Here is a 25260-nt window from a genome sequence, read left to right as displayed (position 1 = left end):
ATGATATGATAAAAATAACAAGTAGTCAACCTATACCGATTATAATACTTAATATAAATAATTGTTTTTGGATAAAAAAATTTGTATAATCAACAAGGAATGAGAAAGAAGGGTACCTTAATGAGAAATGAAATGATGCATCGTCCTGTTTTAAAGGATGAAATTTTAGATTTAGTGAGAAATAGACAAAGACAGATGGAAGGTGAGTTAGGTGAGTTGCAGCAGCAAGCTTACGAAGACAATGTTCCTATAATTCCTAATGAGACGGCAACCTTTTTAAGATTCTTTTTAAAACAAATGAAAGCTAAAAATGTTTTAGAGATTGGAACAGCTATTGGTTTTTCTGGAAGCTTAATGGCTGAGGCAATAGGTGAAGACGGGCATGTTACAACAATCGATCGCTTTGATGTCATGATTAGAAAGGCTAAAGCGAATTTTGAAAAATTTGGATTATCTGAACGAGTGACCTTACTCGAAGGAGATGCTAAAGAAGTATTACCGACTTTAGAGGGACCATATGATTTTATTTTTATGGACAGTGCTAAATCAAAGTATATTGAATTTTTACCTGAATGTTTAAGAGTGTTAAGAGTTGATGGGGTTCTGATGATTGATGATGTTTTTCAAGCAGGAACAATCATGCACGACATTAAAGATATTCCAAGAAGTCAGCGAACCATTTATAGAAAGTTAAACAAACTATATGATACTGTTTTAGAACATCCAGACTTAACTGTCACGGTTTTACCCCTAGGTGACGGCGTTTTGATGATTAGTAAAGATGTTGAGAATATTGTCATAGAAGAACAATAAAAAAGACAAAAGGCATAAGCCTTTTGTCTTTTTGTTATTAAACGTCGCAGGAGGGATTCGAACCCCCGACCATTCGCTTAGAAGGCGAATGCTCTATCCAGCTGAGCTACTGCGACATCGTCTGCTTCAAGCAACATGAATATCATAATAAATTTTGAAAGAATAGTCAAGCATAATTTTAAAAAAGTTTTTTCGAATGTTCTTTTTATAATTATTATTTACAAAGATTGGTAGTAAATAAATTAAGAAGAATAAATAGATAATAAATAAACACCAAGCAATAATACTAGACAAAAGACAATAGATGATATATAATCATGTATGTGTTGTAGGAGGCTATTGGGAAACTTCGTAGAACGCATTTTAAGTTTTAGTACATTAAGTAAGGGGAAGAATAATATGGGGAAAATTGATCCACGAGTTGTTAAAACTCGTAAGAAACTAAGACAAGCGTTTTTAGATTTACTAAAAACTCGTAAGTTAAGTGAGATGAATATCAAAGACTTAACAAATCAAGCAGGTGTAACAAGGGGAACATTCTATTTACATTATCGTGATAAAGATACATTCGTTGAAACGATTATGGAAGAAATTATTGAGGACTTTTACGATAATGTCGTGAAATATGTTGCTTATGATGGCAATGAAGATAAGTTGATTCCTCAAATTATTTTAGACAGAGTGTTTGACTACATTGGTGAGTCACCAGAATTCTTTGTTACTTTATTAAAAGAAAATGATGCAGAAATGTATAGAACGTTATTTAGTGATAAGTTGTATGATTACATCTTAGAACATGTGAATTACGGAAACTCTATTCCTGTTAGAAAAATGCCTAAAGAGTTATTGAATAACTTCTTAGTGTTTGCATTACTTGGTATTGCAGATGCGTGGGTTGTTGAAGGAAAAATTTATGCGAATCACTACATGGCAACTAATGTGGCTAAATTATTTAGATCAGAATTATTTGTTGAGATTGGCTTGAAAGAATTATTTGTTTCTGACGCAGAATAAAAAAATTGAAAGATAGGCCAACATTTTGTTGACCTATCTCTTTTTTTTTGATATTATATTAATGTTGTATTTGTGTGCACCACAACTACAACCGCACATATTAAGTATTCAGACTGTATTCAGTTACGGCGCTTAAATTGGCGAGTCTAAGTAAAGAGAAGGAGGTGCGGAACAAACATGTACGCTATTGTAAAAACTGGTGGTAAACAATTAAAAGTAGAAGTAGGTCAAGCAATTTACGTTGAAAAATTAAACGTAGAAGCTGGCGAAAAAGTTGTGTTTGATGAAGTTATTTTAGTAGGTGGAGAAACAACAAAGATTGGTGCTCCAACTGTTAAAGGTGCAACTGTTGAAGGAACTGTTGAAAAACAAGGAAAACAAAAGAAAGTTGTAACTTACAAATACAAACCTAAAAAAGATTCACATCGTAAACAAGGTCATCGTCAACCTTACACTAAAGTAATGATCGATGCAATTAACGCATAATTAAAATTTAGAAAGTTGGTATCTTGATGATCGAAGCTAAGTTTACCAGAAAAGATGCTGATAGGATTGTTTCTTTTGAAATGTCTGGTCATGCTGATTTTGCTGAATCGGGTTCTGATATAGTTTGTGCCGCTGCCTCTGTCCTTGCGATAAATGTAGTGAACAGTATTGACGAATTAGCGGGTTATCAACCAATCGTAGATATGGATGATGGTTACTTGTTTGTTGAGATTTTGTCAGATTTGTCTGATAAACAAATCGAAACAACAGATATTCTGATGAACAGTCTATATATTGGGTTGAGAGATATCGAAAAAGAATATGAATCATATATTCGTGTAAAATAATTTCAAGGAGGTGCTTTTTTCATGTTGAAAATTAACTTACAATTATTCGCCCACAAAAAAGGGGGCGGTTCTACAACTAACGGTCGTGATTCACAATCAAAACGTTTAGGTGCTAAACGTGCTGATGGACAAACTGTTTCAGGTGGTTCAATTTTATACCGTCAACGCGGTACTAAAATTTATCCAGGTGTAAACGTTGGCCGTGGTGGAGATGATACATTGTACGCTAAAGTTGAAGGTGTTGTACGTTTCGAACGTAAAGGCCGCGAAAAAACTCAAGTGTCTGTATATCCAGTAGCTAAATAATTAAATTTATTATAAGTCTAAACCCTTATCTATCAAGGGCTTAGGCTTTTTTATTTTGTCTTGAATTGAAATTGAATGCCATTTTGAATGCCATTGACTACAAATTAGCAAATTTCATTAGCTTCTCAACTGTTTTTTCAGTGACTTCTTTTGTAACGTGGGTATAGATATTCATAGTCATTTCGATGCTGCTGTGACCTAATCTAACTTGTGCTTCTTTCATGCTGGCACCACTCTCAAATAAAAGTGATGCGTGGGTATGTCTAAAACCATGAACGCCAATTACATGAAGATCAGCAGCCTTTGATAACCTGGAAGCACGTTGATATAAATCTTGTCTAGTGAATCGTTCACCGAACAAGTTAGTAAAGACAACGTTATTATCTCTTAAACCATTAGCAAAGAGCATTTCTTTTTGTCTTAGTTGCCACTTTTTAAGCAATCTAAGCGTTTTATCATCTAAAGTGATCGTTCTATATGAACTTTTAGTTTTAGGCGTAGAGACAACAAAGCCATTCTTTGTAAGAGACATATTTTTATTAACTGTCACTGTTTTATCAATGAAATCAATATCTTGCCATTCTAAGGCGCTTGCTTCAGCACCGCGTAATCCCGAATAGGTCAAAAACCGAAATAGAGTAAGATCCAATTCAGAAAAATATTTTTGCATTAATTGACCGTTAGCGTTTTGTTTAACTCTGTTCTCCAGGAACTCAAACAGCTGCTTTAATTCGTCTAACGTATAGAACTTTATTTTATCTTGCTCTATCACTTTTTTTGGTGTAGGTCGTATAACACTGTTAAAAGGATTGCGGTCAGCTAACTCTAAACTGATCGCATATTCCATTACTTTAGAAGCATACTGCAAGATTATTTTATACATTTTCGTTTTGTCAGCCCACTTATTAACTTCTACCTGGCATGTTTTTAAGTTAAGTTTATCCACTCTAATATCTCCGAATGAAGGCAAGACATACTTGGTCATATAACGCTCTGTCGTGATGTAGGTTGTCTCTTTAACTGTTTTCTTATAAGTTATCAACCAAAGCTCACAAACCTCCTTAAAGGTCGTAACCGTCTCTTTTTGTAATCCGTTCTGTTCAAAGTCCACTAGTAAACGATTAAGTTCTAGTTGGGCTTCTTTTTTTGTCTTGAAACCTCTTCTTGTTGTCTTTACTGCCTTGTTTGTTGTCGGGTTAACACCTAAGTAGGCTTGGAATTGCCACGCCTTAGAACCGTCTTTTTTATCGTATTGCTTGAATGTTGCCATTTGTTTTCTCTCCCTTATCTTGCTACGGGCGTTTGCGAGGAGTTTGAGAAATACTGTTATAATTCTATGTCATTTTCAAAATCAGTGATAATATTTTCTAATTTTTTAGTGATAATATCTTTATCAATACTTTGATTTTTTATTTTCCAGTTTAAATTAGAAATGAATTTTATAAGTAATTTTTCAATTTGTTCGTCAGAATCTAATTTAATAAATTCCAAAGAATGAAACAATAAGCTTAAATCAAATTCATTTAAATTAGAATAGTTAAACGTTGTTAAATCTTCAACTACTGATTTGAGGATTGATTCTTTTATATTAAGTGTTTTATCTTGATTTAACACTAATTTTATTTCATCACTATCTTCTTTAGGTAATATATATTGATTATCTAAGGGGAGAATTCCATATAATAAATATAGAGTTGTTGTATTTCCTATTTCAGCAATTCTTTTTAGTCTATTTGGATTAGGTAGATTTTTTCCAGTTTCCCAATTGGCGATTGTCCCACTTTTGGCTGAACCATCAATTAAGAAACCAAAATCATCCATACTCATTCCTTTCTCTAATCTGATATTTCGTATTCGTTGACCTACTTCAATTGGTGAAGGTTTATTATTATCCATGTCTTTAAAATCTCCTATTTAAAATGATAATTCAATATTAAACTATTTAGCTAAGAAATACAAAGAAATGTTTGACTTATGTAAAAAAATATGTTTAAATTTAATTGTACTAAGATATACTAAGAAAAAAGAGGTGATTGACATGAATAAAATAGCAGGGTATCGCATAATGTTAGGGATGACTCAAGATCAAATGGCAAAAAAATTCAATATATCTAAGCAAGCTTATTGGAAAAAAGAGAAAAGGCAAACTCAATTTTCTGATAAAGAAAAAATGAAGTTTAAAGAAATTTTAAAGCCTTTATTTCCAAATATTACAATTGATGATATTTTTTTTAATTAATTTACTAAGAAATACTAAGAGGAGTGACTGATTTGAAAATGTTCAGTATCGAGTACGAACAAGAGTTACTAAAGCAACATCAAGAAACTTATCAACGAATGATTGAACTAGTGGAGCAACAAGCGCAAAAGCCACCTTTTATACAGCAAAAGAATGTCTCTAAGTATTATGATGGCGTTTCAATTGGAACATTGCTTAAGTATGAAAAGAACGGTTTAAAGAGGTATGAACCAATAGAAGGTGGAAATGTTTTTTATTACACCAAAGAGTTAGATCGGTTCATGTTAAAAAATCAAAGATAAAAGCAAATGGGCGTTTGCGGATGGAGGAATAGAAGTGAATATTTACGCTGTTAGACGTTACGGAGCTTTACTAGTTGTATTTGTGCTAGGAATGATATTAGGAAGTTTAGACGGTAAGTTAATAGCTGTTCTAGGTATTCCAATGTTTATGATGTTTTTGTTTAATTTAGACATTGCATCATTTCAACCGAAAAAGAAAAGAAGTGAGAAATATGCAAAGTGAAAAATACAAAGAATTTTATCGGCTAAAACGATCTATCACTAATAAATTGGCATCAATTCAATATTTTGATCGTATGGATTCTAAGAGTGAAAATTTTGTGGAAGATATTTGTAATAGTCAAACGTTCCAGGAAGCGATGGAAGAAATGAGAGAAGCGGAAAAACTGGTTAATGAGTTAAAGGAATACGAAGCTAATGAAGGCAAATTTGAATTTTAGGAGAATGGAAATGGATAAAATTATTGAAATGAATACTGGCAAATCAGAACAAACACTTAAAGATCTAGAAAATAAAATTTTTGATTACAGTTTAAGATGGGAAGAGCTTATTAAAGGTCAAATTGAAATTTTAAAAAATGTGACCGATGAAGGATCTATTTTATTTAATGATAAGAGTGAAGTGATAGCTTGTGTACCAAGTGAAAAATTAGGCGAAGTAATTAAAGACTTAGAAGGCATTAAGAAAGAAATGGAAATGATAGAAGCTGTAGAAAATTTTCTTTATGAATAAAAAAAGCACCGTAAGAATTGGCGTTCTTAACAGTGCGGGATAAATAGATTTGCAAGTCTAATTATCCCTTATTCTATCACAAATTATAGGGAATGGGGAATTTAAAAATGGAAAATAAAAAAATTACTGATATGAAGTTATTAAGAGGGCAAGTTATGTTAGCAAATGCAATTAAAGGTTTACAAGATTTCATAGATGATAAGTTTACTTCTCTTAACGATATTACAATTGATGACTTAGATGGTTTAAATGGGTTGGTCTCTTGTATTAAATTAGCTTCAATCGAACAAACTGATAATACTATTGAGTTTCTTGATAAGGGGTAGTGAATATGAAAAGAAAAGAACTATCAATTATTGAAACATCAGTGGTCTGTATGATTCCAAGAGGCAAAGATAAAAAAATTCCTTTAAAAGAAATAACTAAATCAATTGGAATTGATGAAAGAAGCATCCAATCTGTTATAAGTCGATTAATCATGATTCATGGAATTCCAATTTGCGCTTCAAGAGGTATAAATTCAGATAATGGCTTTTATATCCCTATAAACGAAAAAGAACGGTCAGAAGGATTAAGGAGTATCAAAATGCAAACTGTAAATATGACTGAAAGAATCCAAAGTGTTGAAGCTGCTAATTTAAATACATGGAATGAAGGATTGATTTATAACTATCAAGAAAGTTTGGGGGTTTAGAAGTGAGTAAACTACTAATCGATGATTATCCTATACAGGTTTTGCCAAAACTTGCTAAAGAAATAGGTTTAAATGAAGCGATATTTATACAGCAGGTACATTATTGGATAGAAAAAAGTAATCATGTTTTTAATGGTAAAAAGTGGATATACAACACTTACGAAGGGTGGAATAAACAGTTTCCTTTTTGGTCTGTTATGACTATAAGGCGTACTATATCAAGTTTAATAAAAAAAGAACTAGTTATAACTGGTAATTTTAACAAAGCTGGATTTGACAAAACTAAATGGTATTCAATCAATTATGAAACATTGAATTGTATGAACAATCGATGTGTTCAAAATGAACAGACGAGTAGTTCAAATAGAACAGATGGAGTTGTTCAGAATGAACACACCAATACCATAGACTACACAGAGACTACTACAGAGACTACAAATAATAATCAATCATCTTCTAAAGAAGCTGATTCAGTCAGTTTAAAAAATAAATTCGATGAAATTTGGGAACAATATCCAAAAGGAAGAAAGCAAGGAAAAGATAAATCTTTTAAAGCCTATCAAAGAGCTATCAAAGATGGTGTGACGGATGAAAAGATTTTAGAAGGATTATCGGACTATAAAAAGCAAATTGAAATCCAACGAACAGAACTAAAATTTGTACGCCAAGCAGTGACGTGGTTCGTAAATAAAGGGTGGCAAGATGAATACCTGACAAGTAACGTTACTAGTAACGATAAGCCAGAAGTTACTTATATTCCACCCGAATGGAGAGAAGAATTTAAAGATGTTGGCAAAAGTCGAGAATTAGAAAGCGACTATATGGATGATTTACCTTTTTAGGAGGGATTAGATGGTTTTAAAAATGGGAGAACTAAAAATACCAGATTCTCAAATTGAAAGAACAGGTTATATTGAGTTGCCAGAGCATTGTGATGTGCCAGGTCATGAAAAATTAAATATGATTCATTTTAAGGGAGAAATTATCTGTCCACGCTGCAAATTAGAAAAGAATAATCAAGAGTTTGCTTACGAAAAGACACGAGAACATTTTGACAATACGGCTGAGGGCAGAAGGTTGTTCTTTTATCAAAATAGTATCGTTCATAATCGGGCAATCTTGGATAAAGGCATAAGAGATTACATAAACAAAAATGATGAAGAAAGCCATATCAAAAAGAAAGCTAACACCACGCCTAGAGAAGTCATAGAGGACAATCGGAATGTGTTTATGTATGGCAGTGCAGGAACAGGCAAGAGCCATTTACTAGTGGGTATCTTAAAAAATATTAACGAAATAAGCACTGAAAAGCGTTGTTTGTTCGTCTCAGTTCCTAAGTTACTAGGTAACATTAAAAAGTCTTTCAATGATCCAAGAGAATTAAAAGGCGAAGCTTATTACATGAAGCTACTAAGTGATACCGATATATTAGGCTTAGATGACATCGGTGCAGAGTTATCTATGAACACAACTAAACAGGCGTCAGATTTCACTATAAACACGCTCTATAACATTTTAAACGCTAGGGAAGGGAAATCCACCTTATTTACAAGTAACCTCACTATCGAGCAATTAAGCCGTCTTATGGATGAACGTATTATTTCAAGGATAAAAACAAATGTCATTTACATGGATTTCAATGAGATAAGTGACAAACGAGAAATAGCGTATAAATTAAAACAATAAAGAGGGAGTAAAGCCATGTTTGATTTTGATGAGCTCAATGAGATTGAAAAATATTTTCATCTAGATGAATTGAATAAACAACTTGAACAGTCAAAAAAAGATTTGAGCTCATGGTTTTACTCTCAAACAATGTTGACTAGGTTGGAATATACAGAACTAGGGGTAATATCAAGAGGATTTAGGCAAGATACGAAGGTACCTAGTCTATTAAAAGGCATTGAATATATTGATCAGCGAATAGAGAGAAATGAACTGAGATTAAAATACTTTGTTAGGTACCTTACTGAATTACCTCAAAAAGAGTGTGATAAATTACTGAGCATTTTTAGGTTAGGAGAAACCAACAAATTAACCAAAAAAATGTATCACAAAACACTGGAAGAAATATATGAAATTGAAGCCATGATTTGTTTGAGAGAAGGAATTGAACCAGAACAAGTGAATTCTTATGTAGAAATAACAGAAGATTTTAATGAGAACTTGGAAAACTTGTGTGATTACTTTGCTATCTAGGAGGGAGAAAAATGAAATCAGATTTCTTTTTGCGACATTGGAAGATGTTAGAACAGAATATTAATGTGCTAAACGATCATGAAAGAAAAACAGGTAAATTATTGTTTAATTCATTAAACAAGTTAAGTGCAGATGACAGGCAAGCACTAAAAGAAAAGTATTATGATTCAACTGTTTATTCTAAATTTGATAAAGCTAGGGGGATTTATCTTAGTGTAATTCCGGTAAAAGATGAAGTAGCAGCTAGTAAGGGTAACGTTAGTTTAGAAGAGTTTAGAGAAAATAAAAATCGTGCTATTAAGCGATTAGAAGCCATTATGGATGAAGTCAGCCAAGCTATTAAGAACAACGAACAATATATCTATATGGAACTAAAAGGATATTATGTTAAAGGATTTGGAAGTGAAAGCACTGCTAAGTTTAGTTTTTCTCATACGGACTTAGTTTTAAGTCCCTCTTTTGACGAAGCTTACACGTTTAATGCTGACAACAAAGCAGAAAGAGCAATAGTTGAGAGTCTAGAAAATTGCGGATTTGAAAGAAGATTATTAGACCGAAATTGGTAAAACGTAGAAAAAAATTAGTCAAAACTATTATTTTTTTAAATGTCTTATAAAACTATATGTATCAAGGGGAGCAGAGATTTTATTTTACTTGTGATTATGCGATGTATTCGCAAGTGGAAAAAGGGGGATAAATATGTTTGTAAGGCTTAATGATTACAAACTTTACTGCATAGAAAATGAGATTGCAGCAAATACCATTAAAAATTATATGATGACACTTAGCCAATTGGATGACTTTTTACAAAACAATTATGTTGATCAAGTGACAAAAGAGGATTTGATTCGTTTTAAGCAGCATCTTAAAGAGGACACGTATGCACCAGGTAAAAAATATAAAACAAGTACGTGCAATCAAAAGATTACGGCCATTAACATTTACTTAAATTGGGTAGAACGCTCAGATTTAAAACTGAAATTGTTCAAGGAACAAACAACGACACATAGGGAGAGTATCACACAAGAGGATTTTGAGCGCTTGTTGAAGTATTCGGATAAGGAAATGACGTTGTTTATCTTAACAATTGCCAATACTGGACTAAGAATAAGTGAGGTTTGCGCTTTAAAAAAAGATGATCTCTATTCTGCCATTATCGAAGTAAGGAACAAAGGGAAAATAAGAATAATAGATATTCCTTCATTTCTTAAAAAGAAATTGAGAAGTTACTCAAATAATATGGAAAACACTCAAATAATTTTTAATAAAACACAATCTTATTATCGGCAAGAATTAAAAGCAACTGCAGGAAAAGCAAAAGTTAAGCTATCAAGAGTTTATCCCCATTCATTACGCCATTATTTTGCTAAGAAATTTATAGCAGACGGAGGTGATTCAACAGCATTACAACAGATGTTAGGTCATTCAGACATTAAGACAACAACTATTTATACAAAAATGTCTAAGGAAGAATTGGCTAAAACATTTAGGGGGATAAAGAATAAATAAAGTGAATTAAAAATAGCAAAACTATTGGTTAGTAAAAAAGTGATGTAAGAGTAGTAGTATCAATGGTTACAAAGATAAAAAAGCATTTGTGATTATGATATATATTCGCAAGTAGTCGGAGAGTGATTTTATGCGAGGAACTAGAAAATACAAAGCACCAAATAATCCTTCAGATAGTAGATTCATTATAAAAGATGAAGAGTTAAAACCAACCACAGTTAAAACTGATATAAAAAAAGTAACATATTTTAATGGTTTAGTTCACGTCACAATTCAAAAAAATATGGATGTGAAAAGTATTTATCATGATTCTAAAGAACCTAATGTAGTTAACATTCTAAAAAATGACGGAACAATTGAACGTATTTTTTCAAATTATTTAAATATATCTATAACTGAACATACATTATAAAAAATGAAAGAAGGATAAAAATGTTAAATTTGCAAACAATCAATGAAATTAAAGAAATAGAAAAAAGGAAAGCTACATTTTTAAATGAGTGTAGAAAGGAGGAAAATGAGCTATTAATTAAAATTGATAAATTAAGTAAGGAGCATGAAAGTAGTATATTAAGCGTATTAAAACCAAAAAAATTATTTAGTAAACAGAGAACAACCGAAAGTATTGAAGAAGAACTAACTCAATTAAGAATGAAATTGAAGTTGATTAAAGAGAAGGAGTTACTTTTAGAAAAATCCTCTATCAAGAAAGAAATCTCTTTAGATCCAGTACTTATTGAAATGAAAAAATATAAGTCGGAAAAAGAAAATATGCTTAAAAAAATTAAAGAAGAAGCAGAGTATTTTTATAATCAATATATTGGAAAAGCAGAAGAATATAGTCAATCAATTCAACAAATTAATCAAGAAATAACGTCATCAAATAATTATCTAGAAAAAATATTCAACGATGATGTAACGTATCGTGATGGCTCATATTGGAATAATTTAGGAGAAAGAGTTAACCGAGATCGCGTTGGAATCAGAACAATATCAGAAAACATTAAATTAAGTAAAAAGGACGGTATATAAGAATGGCAACAATTGAGCAATTACTAGGAACAAGAAGAGCAAATGAATTTAGAACAGCATCAAGAGCAAAAGCTCATAAAGAAAAATCTCAAGTAGGAGTAGATATTAAACGTAAGCAAATTATTAATAAGATTAATAAGGCAAAAGAAACAACGAAAAAAGTAGAAAGAAAAAAAGTAAAAAAAAAACCGATAAGTAATAAAAAATCAGAGGCAAGAGGTTTAGCAAATTATTTAACAGGTAATATGACTACTGAAGAAATGAGAAGTTTAGGCATTGTTGTCAATGGAGGGAAAGCCCTAATCTCTAAAAAAATGTCACATAAAATTATATCGTATGTTCAAGAAGTCAATCCGATGCGTAAGTTAGGACAGGTATATACTCAAAAAGGAAAAAAAGGAATACCAATGATAGTAAGAAAAGCAGAGGCTAATATTGTAAAAAGTGAACGTGATGAAAATAATAAGATTCCAGAAACAGACACTGAAGTTGAAGTCGTGTGGTTAGAACCTATAGAATTTGATTGCTTAGTTAAATTTACAAAAAAATTAGAAAACAAATCAGAATTTGATATTGAAAAAATACTTATTGAGGAAATAGGAAAAGCAATTGTAAGAAAAGAAGTAGAGTGGTTTATTCATTCAAACGATAATCCGTATTCGTTAAACAATAAGGCAGTTCGATATATACCTCGAACACTATCCGATAGTTTTTATAAATATCTAGTAGGAGCAAAAAACTCGCTACCAACAGCTATGAGGAAAGGTGCTACCTGGTTAATTAATAGAGCTGCTCAAACAAAATTAGAATCTCTTTTAAGTGAGGATGGAAATCCAATTTTAAAAGAAAATGGAAATGATGACTTTGATTTCACATTGCTTAATTATCCAGTTGAGGTATCTGATGAAGTAGACAGTGATGTTCCATCATTACCAGTTATGTATTTTGGAAACTTTAATTATTTCTTTATACAAGATGTATTATCAAATTTAGAAATCCAAAGATTAAACGAAAAATATGCAGATGAAAATAAAATTGGTGTTTCAGTGTATCAAATCAGTGATGGCAAGTTAATCTTTGGTCCATTTGAAACGGCAGCGTTTAAACTTGATATTGATGGACTCAAGTAGTAGCACCTAGTTCTGATAAAGCCCCCCTACCTATTTTTCTAAAGTTGATAGCTTTGGGGATAGGGAAGGGGACCTCTTCAGACACCTCTAGAGCATTTTAAAAAAGAAAGGGGGGATGAATCGGTTTAAAAACATTCAGAGCATCGTAAAACAAGTAAGGAATTATTGATTTCAAAGGATTTTAAAGATGAATCAAAAATTTAAAATGTAAAAAAATAAGTAAATTCATATTTGTTTTAGTTGCTTTGATTTAATTGTCTTTAGAGGTGTGTGAAGTGGGTTGTTTCAATGGTTTATAGATGAAATCTAAGTATGTAAAATGTGTCAAATTTTGTACAAGTAAAAAAGGTGCAAGAATTAAAATTAAGAAACCTTTTAAAGCAAATAAATATCATTCAGTAAATATTAAGAATATATGTGGTAAAGCGTATCACATATCAACGAGGAGGGAATAATGTGTCAACAAAAGAATCTGATGTAGTATTAAGGTTCAAAACAAGTGGAGAGGTTTCCTATTCAAAAACAGTTAAAGAAATAAACAAAGAAATAAATCTAGCAGCAACTGAATACAAAAATCATACTTCAGCAATGGATAAGGATGCTACTGCAACAGAGAAGTTAACAGCAACCAAACAAAAATTAGAAAAGCAGTTGTCACTTGCCGAAAATAGAACAAAATTATTAAGAGAGCAATATGAAAAAGCAGCTAAAGAAACTGGTGAATATTCTAATGAGTCTCAAAAATTATACAAAAAATTATTAGAATCTGAAACTGGAGAAAATAAACTAAGAGACGCTTTAGAAGAAACAAATGAAGCATTAAAAGAGCAAGGGAATATCTCTATAGATACAGCTAAAAAGATACAAAAAATTGAAGAAGCTGGAACTAAAGTAAAAGACGTTGGAAAAAGGATGTCATTAGGATTAACAGCGCCTATCCTGGGTATTGGAGCAGCAGCTTTATCATCATTTACAGAGCTAGATGATTCCTTAGATGGTATCACTACAGCAACTGGAGCTACGGGAAGTCAGTTAGAGTCATTACAAGACAGCTTTAAAAATGTGATTGATAATATACCAGCTGAAATGAGTGATATTTCTAGTGGTATAGGTGAGGTTAATACTCAATTTGGGTTGATGGGTAAAGAGCTTGAAGGAACAACTGAAAGTATGCTTAAATTTTCAGAAATAAATGGTTCAGAAGTGTCAGATTCAACTATTAATGCCAAGAAATCTATGGATCTATTTAGATTATCAATGGATGACCTACCAATGGTTTTGGATGTAGTCTCTAAAACGAGTCAAGACACTGGTGTTGGTGTGGATAAGTTATTTGAGGCAGTTAATTCAGGAGCACCACAGCTTAAAAATATGGGTCTTGGGTTTGCAGAATCAACTACTTTAATTGGTCAAATGGAGAAAGCGGGTATTGACTCAGCGGGTGCTATTGGTTATTTAGCTAAAGCTAATGTTAATTATGCTAAGGACAATAAAACTATGCAGGAAGGTTTAGGAGGTACAATTTCAGCAATACAAGGAGCTACTACTGAACAAGAGAAATTGAGAATTGCTAGTGAGGTATTTGGTTCTAAGTCTGCGCCTAAAATGATTGAAGCAATAGACGGTGGATCTCTTTCCATGGATGGTTTAGCAAACGCGGCAAAAGATGCAGCTGGGACAGTGGATAAAACATTTGAAGAGATACAAGATCCTATTGATAAAGCAAAAATAGCACAAAATCAATTAAAGGAAGGGATGGGAGAATTAGGAGAACAAATTCAAATTACATTGTTACCTATTTTTGAAACGGTCAGCAAATCAGTAAAATCGGTAACAGACTGGTTTAGAAGTTTGTCAGATGAAAATAAACAAATGATCGTGTGGATTGGTATTGTTATAGCAGCAATAGGTCCATTGCTAGTTATTTTAGGTTCTTTTATGGGGTCTATTTCTAAAATAGTGACAGGAGTTAATGCTTTAATGAGTGTTTGGAGTGCGTTGACAACCTTTTTAGCAGCTAATCCTTTTGTATTAATTGCAGCAGCTATTGCGGCATTTATAACTGGTTTAGTGTGGGCCTATAATAATGTTGAATGGTTTCATGATGGTGTTAATGCGTTCTTTAAAGGGATTAGCGATGTAATAGTTCAAGTGTGTAATTACATATCTGGTTACTTAGGTGGTGTGTTTGATGGAGTTCTCGTTGTGTTAGGCAGTTTTGTGGATGCCGGCATGAAAATATTTGATGGTTTGATTGATTTTATTTCTGGAGTATTTACAGGGAATTGGTCGCAAGCTTGGGAAGGAGTACAAAAAATATTTGGTGGTGTATTTGATGGCTTAGTAGCTTTAGCAAAAGCGCCTTTAAATCTTATTATCTCTTTGATTAATGGTGTAATTGGCGGTCTTAATAAAATTAAGATGCCTGATTGGGTTCCAAAAATGGGTGGAAAAGGTATTAATATTAGTGAAATACCATATCTTGCTGAAGGTGGACATCTATTGAATGGACAAGCAATCGTAGGTGAAGCTGGGCCGGAGCTATTATCAAATAAAAATGGTAAAACAACAGTTACTCCACTATCTGATAGAGAGAAAAAAGAGGGATTTAGTGGAAAAGGACATATTGGAAATGGAAAAACTGAAGTTCACATCCACATCGCCAAAGTAGATGCTAATAATCCATCCGATTTAGACAGAGCCAACAGACAAATGGCAAAGGCAGCTAAACAAGCGATTATTGATGCAGGAGGAGTACCAGTGTAGATAAAATATCTATTTATAAAAAGTTTTTTGATTAAAAAAATGTAATTAACAGCTATAAATATAGTTTATTTTTGTTCTTTCCACCAAACATCATGAATATAATTCAAAAACTCGGGATTTAAAAAATGCCATTCTCCACCAATTTTTTTTACTAATCCTAAATTTATAAAATGTGTAGTACAAAAATGTTTGGTTATCCAACGAGCTTCTTTTTCTAAATTTCCACTAATGTCTCGCATTAGAACCCAAGGTTTTACTATCTTAGCTTCAATATCAGCTACACGTTTATCGACTGATTCATTTATTAAATTTTCAAACTGTTTTTGTAAATCCATCTATTTCACCTCATATTGTTGACCACAATATTTTATTTTTAAATTTAAATTATAAATAATTTTTTTTAGATTGTAAACAGGAATACAAATAACTTTAAATGTTTATTTAAATATTGCCCCCAGCTAAATAATACTATCTATATGCTATTTGTAAGTTTAATAATGTATTAAAATAAATAAGAGACGAGAACCGCCTCTTATTTTATATAAACTCACCATCTCACCCGTAGCTTTTGAATGCCATAATGAATGCCATTTGAATGATACATATTACGACTTGTTGAATATGTTTTAACAAAAGTCTACTATTATATAGCGTTTCTTGTGACAGGTTAAAATATGCTAAAAGTAGAACTTTCTCTATCCAGTAGCTAAATAATACTCTTAAACAACTCAATTTATTGGGTTGTTTTTTTATTGCACAGAAAGTAGCGAGTTGGTTTAATTTAGCAAGTCCTTTTGTTATAATAGTAATAGAAATATAGGGAAAGGTGTTAGTTTAGATGATAAATAGAGTGGATAATTTAAGAAAAGAAATGATTAAAGAAGATATTTCGTCATTTTTAATTACAAGTTCATACAATTTACGTTATTTAACAGGATTTACTGGAACGACAGGTGTTGCTTTAATTACCTTAGATGACGCATTTTTTATTACAGATTTTAGATACACAGAACAAGCTGAGAAACAATGTACTGGTTACAAGGTTGTTCAGAATTTTGGACCGATTTTTGACGTTGTGGCCGATTTAGTAGAAGAAAAAGAATTGACAACCCTTGCCTTTGAAGAAGCGACAGTCTCTTTTAAAGAATACGTTCAATTAGAAATGATTATGGAAGCTGATTTGATTCCTGTTTCAGGAATGATTGAAGAGTTAAGAGAAATTAAAGATGAAGATGAAGTTAAAATTATCGAAAAAGCGTGTGCAATTGCAGACAAAGCGTTTAGTCATATTCTAACGTATATCAAACCAGGGATGACAGAAATTCAAGTAGCGAACGAACTTGACTTCTATATGAGAAGTTTAGGTGCTTCAGGTGTTTCTTTTGAAACAATCGTAGCTAGTGGGTTAAGATCTGCGATGCCTCACGGAGTGGCTAGCGCGAAAGTGATTGAACAAGGTGATTTTATTACGATTGATTTTGGTTGTTACTATGAAGGGTATGTTTCGGATATGACGCGTACTATTTCTTTAGGTGAACCAAGTGAAAAATTAAAAGAAATTTATCAAATTGTTAAAGAGGCGCAACAGAAAGTATTAGATGTTGCTAAACCAGGTATGACAGGCGCTGAGTTAGATGCTGTCGCTCGTGATTATATTACGTCTAAAGGATACGGTGAGGCATTTGGTCATTCGACAGGTCACGGAATCGGGTTAGAGATTCATGAAGGTCCTAACGTTTCTAAGATGGCAGAAAAATCGTTTGTAGCAGGTAATGTGATTACAAATGAACCAGGTATTTATTTACCAGGGATTGGCGGCGTTCGTATTGAAGATGATATGTTAGTCACAGAGAATGGGATAAAGAGATTGACACATTCTGAAAAAGAGCTTATTATTTTATAGAATAGACAAATGAGGAAAAATGCTTTATTCTTAATGTTTTAAAGGTAAAGTTATTTCAATCAGATTGTAGGTTTCTCAAGTTAAAATGAACTGAAGGAGGAAGACAGATGGCAGAAAGTAAAGATTTAGTCCTAAGCAGCAATAATCAAGAAATTGGTGGAGAAATTGTTGTTGCTCCTGAGGTATTAGAAGTTATCGTTGGGATTGCGGCGTCTAAAGTAGCGGGTGTTTATGCGATGCGTGGTAATTTAGCATCAAATGTTACCGAATTATTTGGTGGATCAGTCCACGATAAAGGGGTATCATTAAAAAACGATGAAGGTAACATTCTTATTGATTTATTTTGTTATCTAAATTATGGTGTTTCAGTACCTAAAGTAGCAATAGACATGCAAGAAAAAGTTAAGCAACAAGTTTTATATATGACGGATTTGGAATTAGCAGAAGTTAACGTTCATGTGGTGGGCGTAGTTCCTGAAAAAATTTCATTACCAGATTTAGACGAGTTGTTTGATTCAGAAGATGAGGAAGAATAGAGTGGATTTAACAAGACATCAGTTAAGAGAAGTAGCGTTTCAAGTCAATTTTTCTATGTTGTACCTTGAAGATATAGAAATTGATCAAGCCATTGAAAATGTTCTAGATTTATATGAAGGACAACAGAGTGAAGAAATTCCTCAATATGTAAAAGTAGTAGTTGCTGGTGTAAAAGAGCGTCAAGCAGAATTAGATCAACATATCGAAAAACATTTAAAACGTTGGACAGTTAGTCGAATTGCAAAAACTGATTTAACGATTTTAAGACTTGCCTTATTCGAAATGTTTTATGTGTCGGATATTCCGCATAAAGTATCTTTAAATGAAGCTCTCGAATTAGCGAAAACATTTAGTGATGATGAGTCTCGTCGTTTTATCAACGGTGTGTTATCATCTGTCATGAAAGAAATTGACTCAGACAATTAATTTTGTTTGAGTTTTTTTGTGAAGCAAAACGATATTTTATTCACTCTGTTTTAATCCGGATTCAAAAGGCAATTCTTTCGGTAACTTCACTAATATAAAGCAATTCGAAAAACGTGGATTGTTTAGTATTCACTCCAGTTGCTTGGAGTTAAACGCCTTTTTCATCACTCTGTGTAGTCCGGAATAAAATATCTGCTCCTGCGGCAATTTCAGAAATTAAAATCAAGCCTAAAACCATGGCTTATTTTTAATTTCTTCCAATTGCTTGGAGCAAAACGATATTTTATTCACTCTGTTTTCCAAAAATTCTTTTTATGCTAGAATGTAGGCATGTGTAATTAAATTTTGGAGGTGTTTTTAATGGCAATATTATTAGATGGTCGCGCACTTAGCGATAAGATTCAAGAAAATCTGAAGCAAGAAGTTGCTGGATGGAAACAAAAGGGGAAAAGACTTCCAAAATTAGTGGTTATTTTAATCGGTGAAGATGTAGGGAGTCAAGTTTACGTTAAAAATAAAGAGAATTCAGCAAAAAATATTGGGTTTCATTCCCAAGTTGATCGTTTGCCTGAAAATACAACTGAAGAAGAGTTGTTAAGACGAATCAATGAGTACAATGAAGACCAACAGGTAGATGGCATATTAGTACAATTGCCACTACCTAAACATATTGATGAAGAGAAAATTATTTTAGCGATTGATTCTAAAAAAGATGTGGATGGGTTTCATCCGCTGAATATGGGGAAATTATTTATTGGGAAACCTGATAAGTTACCCTGTACCCCTTACGGAATTATGAGATTACTAGAGGAACATGATGTAGAGGTTGCTGGAAAAAAAGCTGTGGTAATTGGTCGTAGTAATATTGTGGGAAAACCGATGGGTCAATTATTATTAATGAGCAATGCGACGGTTACGATAACTCATTCTCATACGAAAGATTTAAAAGCTATTACAAAGGAAGCGGATATCGTAATTGTGGCAATTGGCGAGTCTGAATTTTTAAGAGCAGATCATATTAAAGAAGGCGCAGTGGTGGTTGATGTTGGGATGAACCGACATGTAGACGGCCATTTAGTAGGGGATGTTAAGTTTGATGAAGTTAGTCGAAAAGCGTCTTACATTACGCCTGTTCCTGGTGGTGTTGGTCCAATGACGATTGCGATGTTAATGGAGCAAACCGTTGCAAATGCTAGAGGTTAGTAAAGGATTGTGAAGAGATGACTGAAAAATATTTAACAGTAACAGCGCTAACTAAATATTTAAAACGAAAATTTGAAGCAGATCCGTATCTAGAGCGTATCTTTTTAACAGGAGAGATTTCAAATTTTAGAATGAGACCTAATGCCCATCAATATTTTAGTTTAAAAGATGATCAAGCGAAGATTTCAGCGATTATGTTTAAAGGTGCCTTTGGGAAATTAAAATTTAAGCCAGAAGAAGGTATGAAAGTTTTAGTTATTGGGCGGATTTCTTTGTATGAGCCTGGCGGAAGTTATCAAATCTACGTGGAACACATGGAACCAGATGGTGTTGGCGCTTTGTATCAAGCGCTAGAAGAACGTAAAAAAACTTTCCAACAAGAAGGGTTATTTAATCCTGATTTTAAACAGCCTTTAGTTAAGTATCCTAAAAAGATTGCAGTTGTAACCAGTCCAAGTGGGGCTGTTGTGAGAGATATTATGACGACAGTTAAAAGAAGGTACCCAATTGCTCAGCTGGTAGTCTTTCCGACTTTGGTTCAAGGTGATAAAGCAGCGGCTGATATTACTCGTCGGATCAAAGAAGTGGATCAAAGCAGCGAGTATGACACGATGATTGTTGCCCGTGGTGGCGGATCGATTGAAGATTTGTGGCCGTTTAATGAAGAAAATGTGGCTCGAGCTATTTTTGAAGCGAGAACACCTATTATTTCGTCTGTGGGACATGAAACAGATATAACGATTGCGGATTTAGTGGCGGATATGAGAGCAGCAACACCCACAGCAGCAGCAGAACTTGCAACACCAGTCTTAAGAGAAGAGTTGTTAAGGATTAAGGAAAAAGAAAATCGTTTGGTTCAAGCGGTGTCTGTGCAAATAAAACACAAGCAACAAAAACATGAACACGCGATGAATTCTTTTGTTTTTAAGCAACCTAAACGTTTGTATGAAGCTTTTTCGATTCAATTAGATACACTGAACCGTAGATTAGAGCAAAGTTTAGCACAAGAGATAAATCAAAAAGAAAAAGCTTTTGAACAAATGAAGCAACGACTTTATTTTAGAAATCCTCAAGAAAAAGTGAATGTATCGAAGCAACAAGTGGTATTTCTAGATGATAAATTAGAAAAAAGTATGGCACGTTTGTTAGCAGATAAAAAGAGAGAGATGCAGCAATCAGTAGTGCGTTTGGATATGTTGAGCCCTCTTAAAACAATGCTACGCGGTTATAGTTACACAACAGTGAATGAAAAAATTATAAAATCAGTGGATGAAATAGAGGAAGAGCAACTATTAAATATTCATTTGTCAGACGGCGTGATAGAGGCAACTGCTAAAAACGTTGTTAGAAAGGATTGAGAATATGGTAAAAGAAAAAAAACAAACCTTTGAAGCTTCTTTAGAGGAACTTGAGAATATAGTGAAACAATTAGAGACAGGTGAGGTACCTTTAGAGGATGCTTTAGATCAATTTCAAAAAGGTATTGCTTTGAGTAAATTATGCCAAGAAACGTTGACTAACGCAGAAGAAACATTAACAAAAATTATGTCAGATGATGGTCAAGAAGTACCTTTTGAAGAACAGGGAGAGTAGCGATGAGTTTGAATTATAAAGAATTTGCGACGGAACAAATTCCTTTAATCGATCAAGAAATGATGTCTTTTTTAAAAGGGCACAATCAATCTGAATTATTAGTAGAAGCGATGAACTATTCTCTTGCGGCTGGTGGTAAAAGATTTAGACCGCTACTTCTTTTAGGAACAGTAGATTTTTTTGATATCCCTTTAGAGAAAAAACATTACAGTGTGGCTGCGAGCTTAGAGATGATCCATACGTACTCTTTAATTCATGATGATCTACCAGCGATGGATGATGACGATCTAAGACGCGGTAAGCCAACAAATCATAAAGTTTATGGTGAGGCAGTAGCCATTCTAGCGGGAGATGCTTTATTAACAGAGGCTTTTCATTTAGTGTCAGAAACAACACTGGACAGTTCTTTAAAAGTTGAGTTAATTAGTCTGCTCGCAAAAGCGTCAGGGGCAAGTGGTATGATTGCTGGCCAAATGGAAGATATGTTGGGTGAGAACAAACAAATCACATTAGACGAGCTTCAAAAGATGCACAGTAAAAAAACGGGTGAATTGATCAAATTTGCAGTGGAAGCTGGTGTAACGTTAAGTTCTGATAATATGGAAGTTAAAAAGAATCTTGTTGAATATGCTGAATGTTTAGGTATGGCTTTTCAAGTGAAAGATGATTTACTGGATGTTATTGGGGATGAAGCGGTTATTGGTAAAAAAACAGGGGCGGATGCGGCTCATGATAAAAATACTTATGTTTCATTTTTAGGTTTAGACGGAGCCAAAGAGGCATTTGAATCTTACTGTAACCAAGCGCAAAAATCGTTAAATCAAAGTAAAGTATTGTTAGGTTATCCTGAAAAAGAAACGTTATTAGATGCTATTTTAGAAGAATTGAAGGTATTATAATGGGCGAAAAAGTAAAAAAAGAGCGTGTGGACGTTTTAGTCGTTCAACAAGGGTTAAGTGAAACGCGTGAAAAGGCAAAAAGAAATGTCATGGCAGGACTTGTAGTAGATGCTAATGGTGTTCGTTATGACAAGCCGGGTGAGAAAATTTCAGCTGATTCTGTTCTTAGGTTAAAAGGACAGGCGTTAAAATATGTTTCTCGTGGTGGTTTAAAATTAGAAAAAGCAATGTCGTCTTTTTCTATTGATTTTGAAGGGAAAACATTACTTGATATTGGTTCTTCCACAGGAGGATTTACTGATGTTGCTTTGCAAAATGGTGCCAAAATGAGCTACGCTTTAGACGTTGGTTCTAATCAATTAGCTTGGAAGTTAAGACAAGACGAGCGAGTAGAAGTAATGGAAAAAACTAACTTTAGATATTCTAAATTAGAAGACTTTACCAAAGGGCAACCAAATGTCGCGTCTATTGATGTGTCTTTTATTTCTTTAAAATTGATATTACCTGTCTTAAGAACGATTATCTCTTCTGATGGGGAGGTCGTTGCTCTGATTAAGCCACAATTTGAAGCTGGAAAAGCTCAAGTTGGTAAAAAAGGGATTATTCGAGATAAGAAAGTTCATTTATCTGTGTTGAAAGACGTGCTAACTTTTGTTCAAGAGTTTGGCTTTAATGTAGAAGGACTTGATTTTTCACCGATTACAGGTGGGGATGGGAACATTGAATTTTTAGCTCACTTGAAACCTGCTGATGGCATGGGACAATTTTTAAGTGATTTGTCAGCAGAAGAGATTGTAGAGTTATCTCATAGTAGGCTAACGTAATTTGTTAACTGGAGGAAACAAAAATGAGAAAGCAAGAAAGACATCAGTGGATTGAGAAGATTATTACTGAAGAAAAAGTATCTAAGCAAGAAGAATTAGTTCGATTATTACTAGAAAATAATATTTTGGTGACTCAAGCAACCGTGTCGAGAGATATTAAAGAAATGAAATTAGTTAAAAAACAAGGCGAAGATAAACACTTCACGTATAGTATGCCGGAAGAGGATCGTTCGAGTTTTGCGAAGTTTGAGCGGATGTTAAAAAGTTCCTTTATGGATATTCATCAAATGGATAAGATGATTGTGATCATTACTAAACCAGGTAGTGGATTTGCGTTAGGTGGCGCGATTGAATCTTATTATAAAGCTGATATATTTACAGTGATGGTGAATGATGATAAAGTCTTGATTTTTGCTAAATCAGAAGAGTTAGCTCTTGATTTGGAAACTAGGATATTAGAAATTGTATAAGAAGGTGATCATATATGATACAAGAATTATCTGTCCAAGATTTTGCGATTATTTCTAATTTGAATATTGAATTTAAAGAAGGTATGACAGTTCTGACTGGTGAAACAGGTGCGGGTAAATCGATTATTATTGATGCGATGGGTTTGATTGTTGGCGGGCGTGGTTCCAGTGATTTTATTCGAGATGGGGCAGAAAAATGTCGCATTGAAGGGTCTTTTTATGTTGAAAGTAATCAAGAGATGGATCGTTATTTAGCAGATTGTGGCATTGAGATGGTTGATGATGTCTTGGTTGTTCAACGAGAAATTTACCGAACCGGGAGAAATAACTGTCGCATTAATGGCCAGTTGGTTAATACGAAAACCTTAAGAGGGATGGGACAATATTTGGTTGATATTCATGGTCAAAACGAGCATCAAGAATTAATGGAAGCGACTCATCATTTAGGGTTGTTGGATCAGTTTGATGTGGATCGTTTGACGCCTGTATTAGCTGATTATCGGATACATTATACTAAATTCAAAGAATTAGAAATGAACCTTAAGAAATTTCATGCTAATGAAAAAGAATATGTTCAACGAATGGACATGTTGCAATTTCAATTTGAAGAGATTAATGAAGCGGAACTTTTACCTAATGAGGAAGAGCAACTTCTAGAGGAACGAAAAAAACTAGTTAGTTTTCAACAAATTACAGACGGTTTAAAAAATACGTATAATGCTATCAATGGTGATGAAAGTCAGGCGTTGGATTTAGTTGCTCAGGCAATGAATGAGATGAGTAGCATTGAAGATTTAGATCCATCTTATAAAGAAACAAGTGAGTTGATTCAAACAAGTTACTACTCCTTACAAGAAGCTCTAACAAATGTTTCGGCATTTGTGGATGATTTGGAATTGGATGAATCTCGTTTGCTCGAAGTTGAAAGCAGGCTAGATGTCATTCGTCAGTTGAAAAGAAAATACGGTGAGACTGTTGAAAAAATATTAGAGCATTTTGAGTATATTAAAGAAGAACTATCTCTTTCAGAATTTGGTGGCTTAGATGTTGAACAGGTAGAACGGGATTTGGAATCTGAAAAAGAATTGGTTGATTCTTTAGGTCGAGAGCTAAGTCAATGCCGAAAAGAAACAGCTGGAAACTTAGAAGAAAATATCTTAACAGAATTAAAAAGCTTATTCATGGAAAACACTCGCTTTAAAGTAATGTTTACTGAGTTAGATAAACCGAATGAAACAGGCTTAGATAAAGTTGAATTTTTCATTTCTACCAATTTAGGGGAAGATTTGAAACCTTTAGTTAAAGTGGCTTCTGGCGGTGAGTTATCTCGTGTGATGTTAGCGATAAAAACAATTTTTTCGAAAAATCACGGTATGACAAGTATTGTATTTGATGAAGTGGACACTGGTGTAAGTGGTCGAGTGGCTCAAGCAATTGCAGAGAAAATCCATCAAATTGGAACGAACTCTCAAGTACTATGTATCACTCATTTGCCTCAAGTGGCAGCGATTGCTGATACTCAGTATTTTATCAAAAAGGAAATAATAAATAAGCGAACAGAAACAAGTGTTAGTGAATTGGCAGCGACCGAGCGAGTGGATGAAGTTGCTAGAATGTTGTCGGGAGCAGAAATCACGCCGCTGACATTGGAGCATGCGAAAGAATTATTGTCGATTGCACAGAAAAAATAATCAAATGAAAAAGACGTTTAACTCCATGTTACTTGAAGTTGAACGCCTTTTTCATCACCATGTTTAATCCGGAATAAAAAATCTGCTCCCACGACAACTTCAGAAATGAAAATCAATTCAAAAAGCGCGAATTGTTTTTCATTTC

At 33.3% G+C, this 25260-nt stretch carries 34 protein-coding genes, 1 tRNA gene and 1 other annotated feature; of the genes, 31 read left to right on the top strand and 4 right to left on the bottom strand.

Annotated elements, in window-relative coordinates:
- The first annotated feature begins 120 nt into the window (after nt 1–120).
- Nucleotides 121–813, top strand: coding sequence for an O-methyltransferase (locus G7082_RS02965; protein WP_166033740.1), 693 nt, complete (start codon nt 121–123; stop codon nt 811–813).
- Between the two features lie 42 nt (nt 814–855).
- Here G7082_RS02965 and G7082_RS02960 read toward each other — a convergent pair.
- Nucleotides 856–929, bottom strand: a tRNA-Arg gene (locus tag G7082_RS02960).
- A gap of 283 nt (nt 930–1212) precedes the next feature.
- On the opposite strand from G7082_RS02960, the gene G7082_RS02955 reads away from it, so the two are divergent.
- The 4 genes from G7082_RS02955 to rpmA all read left to right on the top strand — a co-directional run bounded on the left by G7082_RS02955 (nt 1213) and on the right by rpmA (nt 2966).
- Nucleotides 1213–1827, top strand: coding sequence for a TetR/AcrR family transcriptional regulator (locus tag G7082_RS02955; RefSeq protein ID WP_166033739.1), 615 nt, complete (start codon nt 1213–1215; stop codon nt 1825–1827).
- 79 nt (nt 1828–1906) lie between these two features.
- Nucleotides 1907–1985, top strand: a sequence feature (ribosomal protein L21 leader region).
- Between the two features lie 19 nt (nt 1986–2004).
- On the top strand, nt 2005–2313 hold the full coding sequence (rplU, locus tag G7082_RS02950) for a 50S ribosomal protein L21 (RefSeq protein ID WP_166033738.1): 309 nt from the start codon (nt 2005–2007) through the stop codon (nt 2311–2313).
- A 26-nt stretch (nt 2314–2339) separates the two neighbouring features.
- Nucleotides 2340–2660, top strand: coding sequence for a ribosomal-processing cysteine protease Prp (locus G7082_RS02945; protein ID WP_166033737.1), 321 nt, complete (start codon nt 2340–2342; stop codon nt 2658–2660).
- 21 nt (nt 2661–2681) lie between these two features.
- Nucleotides 2682–2966 carry a 50S ribosomal protein L27 gene (rpmA, locus tag G7082_RS02940; RefSeq protein ID WP_086951030.1) on the top strand — a complete coding sequence of 95 codons (285 nt, stop codon included), beginning with the start codon at nt 2682–2684 and terminating at the stop codon, nt 2964–2966.
- 97 nt (nt 2967–3063) lie between these two features.
- Here the strand turns inward: rpmA and G7082_RS02935 are convergent, their stop codons facing one another.
- Nucleotides 3064–4236, bottom strand: coding sequence for a site-specific integrase (locus G7082_RS02935; protein ID WP_166033736.1), 1173 nt, complete (start codon nt 4234–4236; stop codon nt 3064–3066).
- 56 nt (nt 4237–4292) lie between these two features.
- On the bottom strand, nt 4293–4862 hold the full coding sequence (locus G7082_RS02930) for a helix-turn-helix domain-containing protein (RefSeq protein WP_166033735.1): 570 nt from the start codon (nt 4860–4862) through the stop codon (nt 4293–4295).
- Between the two features lie 142 nt (nt 4863–5004).
- Here G7082_RS02930 and G7082_RS02925 point away from each other — a divergent pair, with 142 nt between their 5' ends.
- The 16 genes from G7082_RS02925 to G7082_RS02850 all read left to right on the top strand — a co-directional run bounded on the left by G7082_RS02925 (nt 5005) and on the right by G7082_RS02850 (nt 15569).
- Entirely contained in the window at nt 5005–5205 is a 201-nt protein-coding gene (locus G7082_RS02925; RefSeq protein ID WP_202983124.1) for a helix-turn-helix transcriptional regulator, read from the top strand.
- A gap of 32 nt (nt 5206–5237) precedes the next feature.
- Entirely contained in the window at nt 5238–5507 is a 270-nt protein-coding gene (locus G7082_RS02920; RefSeq protein WP_166033734.1) for a hypothetical protein, read from the top strand.
- A 34-nt stretch (nt 5508–5541) separates the two neighbouring features.
- Complete coding sequence (locus G7082_RS02915; RefSeq protein WP_166033733.1) at nt 5542–5730, top strand: hypothetical protein; 189 nt, start codon at nt 5542–5544, stop codon at nt 5728–5730.
- Complete coding sequence (locus G7082_RS02910) at nt 5720–5947, top strand: hypothetical protein (RefSeq protein ID WP_166033732.1); 228 nt, start codon at nt 5720–5722, stop codon at nt 5945–5947. The genes G7082_RS02915 and G7082_RS02910 overlap by 11 nt, the downstream gene beginning before the upstream one ends.
- A 10-nt stretch (nt 5948–5957) precedes the next feature.
- Nucleotides 5958–6239 (top strand): hypothetical protein, encoded by a 282-nt coding sequence (locus G7082_RS02905; RefSeq protein WP_166033731.1) that lies wholly within the window; start codon nt 5958–5960, stop codon nt 6237–6239.
- Nucleotides 6240–6346: 107 nt separating this feature from the next.
- Complete coding sequence (locus tag G7082_RS02900; RefSeq protein WP_166033730.1) at nt 6347–6565, top strand: hypothetical protein; 219 nt, start codon at nt 6347–6349, stop codon at nt 6563–6565.
- A 5-nt stretch (nt 6566–6570) separates the two neighbouring features.
- Entirely contained in the window at nt 6571–6933 is a 363-nt protein-coding gene (locus G7082_RS02895) for a hypothetical protein (protein ID WP_166033729.1), read from the top strand.
- 2 nt (nt 6934–6935) lie between these two features.
- Nucleotides 6936–7775: a hypothetical protein gene (locus G7082_RS02890; protein ID WP_166033728.1), complete on the top strand. Its 840-nt coding sequence runs from the start codon at nt 6936–6938 to the stop codon at nt 7773–7775.
- A gap of 10 nt (nt 7776–7785) precedes the next feature.
- Nucleotides 7786–8619 carry a DnaA ATPase domain-containing protein gene (locus G7082_RS02885; protein WP_166033727.1) on the top strand — a complete coding sequence of 278 codons (834 nt, stop codon included), beginning with the start codon at nt 7786–7788 and terminating at the stop codon, nt 8617–8619.
- A 15-nt stretch (nt 8620–8634) separates the two neighbouring features.
- The gene (locus G7082_RS02880; protein WP_166033725.1) at nt 8635–9132 is read left to right on the top strand and encodes a hypothetical protein; all 498 of its coding nucleotides are present in this window, start codon (nt 8635–8637) and stop codon (nt 9130–9132) included.
- An 11-nt stretch (nt 9133–9143) separates the two neighbouring features.
- Nucleotides 9144–9698, top strand: coding sequence for a hypothetical protein (locus G7082_RS02875; protein ID WP_166033723.1), 555 nt, complete (start codon nt 9144–9146; stop codon nt 9696–9698).
- A 133-nt stretch (nt 9699–9831) separates the two neighbouring features.
- Nucleotides 9832–10641 (top strand): tyrosine-type recombinase/integrase, encoded by an 810-nt coding sequence (locus G7082_RS02870; RefSeq protein ID WP_166033722.1) that lies wholly within the window; start codon nt 9832–9834, stop codon nt 10639–10641.
- A 130-nt stretch (nt 10642–10771) separates the two neighbouring features.
- Nucleotides 10772–11053, top strand: a complete 282-nt coding sequence (locus G7082_RS02865) for a hypothetical protein (protein WP_166033721.1) — start codon at nt 10772–10774, stop codon at nt 11051–11053.
- 20 nt (nt 11054–11073) lie between these two features.
- The gene (locus G7082_RS02860; RefSeq protein WP_166033720.1) at nt 11074–11673 is read left to right on the top strand and encodes a hypothetical protein; all 600 of its coding nucleotides are present in this window, start codon (nt 11074–11076) and stop codon (nt 11671–11673) included.
- A 2-nt stretch (nt 11674–11675) separates the two neighbouring features.
- Nucleotides 11676–12803 carry a phage major capsid protein gene (locus G7082_RS02855; RefSeq protein ID WP_166033719.1) on the top strand — a complete coding sequence of 376 codons (1128 nt, stop codon included), beginning with the start codon at nt 11676–11678 and terminating at the stop codon, nt 12801–12803.
- A 456-nt stretch (nt 12804–13259) separates the two neighbouring features.
- Nucleotides 13260–15569 (top strand): phage tail tape measure protein, encoded by a 2310-nt coding sequence (locus G7082_RS02850; protein WP_166033718.1) that lies wholly within the window; start codon nt 13260–13262, stop codon nt 15567–15569.
- A gap of 65 nt (nt 15570–15634) precedes the next feature.
- On the opposite strand, the gene G7082_RS02845 is transcribed toward G7082_RS02850, so the two are convergent.
- Entirely contained in the window at nt 15635–15904 is a 270-nt protein-coding gene (locus tag G7082_RS02845) for a hypothetical protein (RefSeq protein ID WP_166033717.1), read from the bottom strand.
- A gap of 503 nt (nt 15905–16407) precedes the next feature.
- Between G7082_RS02845 and G7082_RS02840 the strand changes: the two genes are divergently transcribed.
- The 10 genes from G7082_RS02840 (at nt 16408) to recN (ending at nt 25115) form a co-directional block, all read left to right on the top strand.
- Entirely contained in the window at nt 16408–17472 is a 1065-nt protein-coding gene (locus G7082_RS02840) for a M24 family metallopeptidase (protein ID WP_166033716.1), read from the top strand.
- Between the two features lie 107 nt (nt 17473–17579).
- Nucleotides 17580–18008 carry an Asp23/Gls24 family envelope stress response protein gene (locus G7082_RS02835; RefSeq protein WP_166033715.1) on the top strand — a complete coding sequence of 143 codons (429 nt, stop codon included), beginning with the start codon at nt 17580–17582 and terminating at the stop codon, nt 18006–18008.
- 55 nt (nt 18009–18063) lie between these two features.
- Complete coding sequence (gene nusB, locus G7082_RS02830) at nt 18064–18435, top strand: transcription antitermination factor NusB (protein WP_420825023.1); 372 nt, start codon at nt 18064–18066, stop codon at nt 18433–18435.
- Nucleotides 18436–18795: 360 nt separating this feature from the next.
- Nucleotides 18796–19638 carry a bifunctional methylenetetrahydrofolate dehydrogenase/methenyltetrahydrofolate cyclohydrolase FolD gene (gene folD, locus G7082_RS02825; RefSeq protein WP_166033713.1) on the top strand — a complete coding sequence of 281 codons (843 nt, stop codon included), beginning with the start codon at nt 18796–18798 and terminating at the stop codon, nt 19636–19638.
- A 17-nt stretch (nt 19639–19655) separates the two neighbouring features.
- Nucleotides 19656–20996, top strand: a complete 1341-nt coding sequence (xseA, locus tag G7082_RS02820) for an exodeoxyribonuclease VII large subunit (RefSeq protein WP_166033711.1) — start codon at nt 19656–19658, stop codon at nt 20994–20996.
- Between the two features lie 4 nt (nt 20997–21000).
- Nucleotides 21001–21231 (top strand): exodeoxyribonuclease VII small subunit, encoded by a 231-nt coding sequence (locus G7082_RS02815; RefSeq protein WP_166033709.1) that lies wholly within the window; start codon nt 21001–21003, stop codon nt 21229–21231.
- Between the two features lie 2 nt (nt 21232–21233).
- The gene (locus tag G7082_RS02810) at nt 21234–22130 is read left to right on the top strand and encodes a polyprenyl synthetase family protein (protein WP_166033707.1); all 897 of its coding nucleotides are present in this window, start codon (nt 21234–21236) and stop codon (nt 22128–22130) included.
- The gene (locus tag G7082_RS02805) at nt 22130–22954 is read left to right on the top strand and encodes a TlyA family RNA methyltransferase (RefSeq protein ID WP_166033705.1); all 825 of its coding nucleotides are present in this window, start codon (nt 22130–22132) and stop codon (nt 22952–22954) included. The genes G7082_RS02810 and G7082_RS02805 overlap by 1 nt, the downstream gene beginning before the upstream one ends.
- Nucleotides 22955–22977: 23 nt before the next feature.
- The gene (locus G7082_RS02800; protein WP_166033703.1) at nt 22978–23424 is read left to right on the top strand and encodes an arginine repressor; all 447 of its coding nucleotides are present in this window, start codon (nt 22978–22980) and stop codon (nt 23422–23424) included.
- 14 nt (nt 23425–23438) lie between these two features.
- On the top strand, nt 23439–25115 hold the full coding sequence (gene recN, locus G7082_RS02795) for a DNA repair protein RecN (RefSeq protein ID WP_166033701.1): 1677 nt from the start codon (nt 23439–23441) through the stop codon (nt 25113–25115).
- The last annotated feature ends 145 nt before the right edge of the window (nt 25116–25260 follow it).

The organism is Vagococcus hydrophili (genome assembly GCF_011304195.1).
Classification (GTDB): Bacteria; Bacillota; Bacilli; order Lactobacillales; family Vagococcaceae; genus Vagococcus; species Vagococcus hydrophili.
Note: the sequence above shows the minus strand (reverse complement) of the source record. Positions and strands in the feature narration are given on the sequence as shown.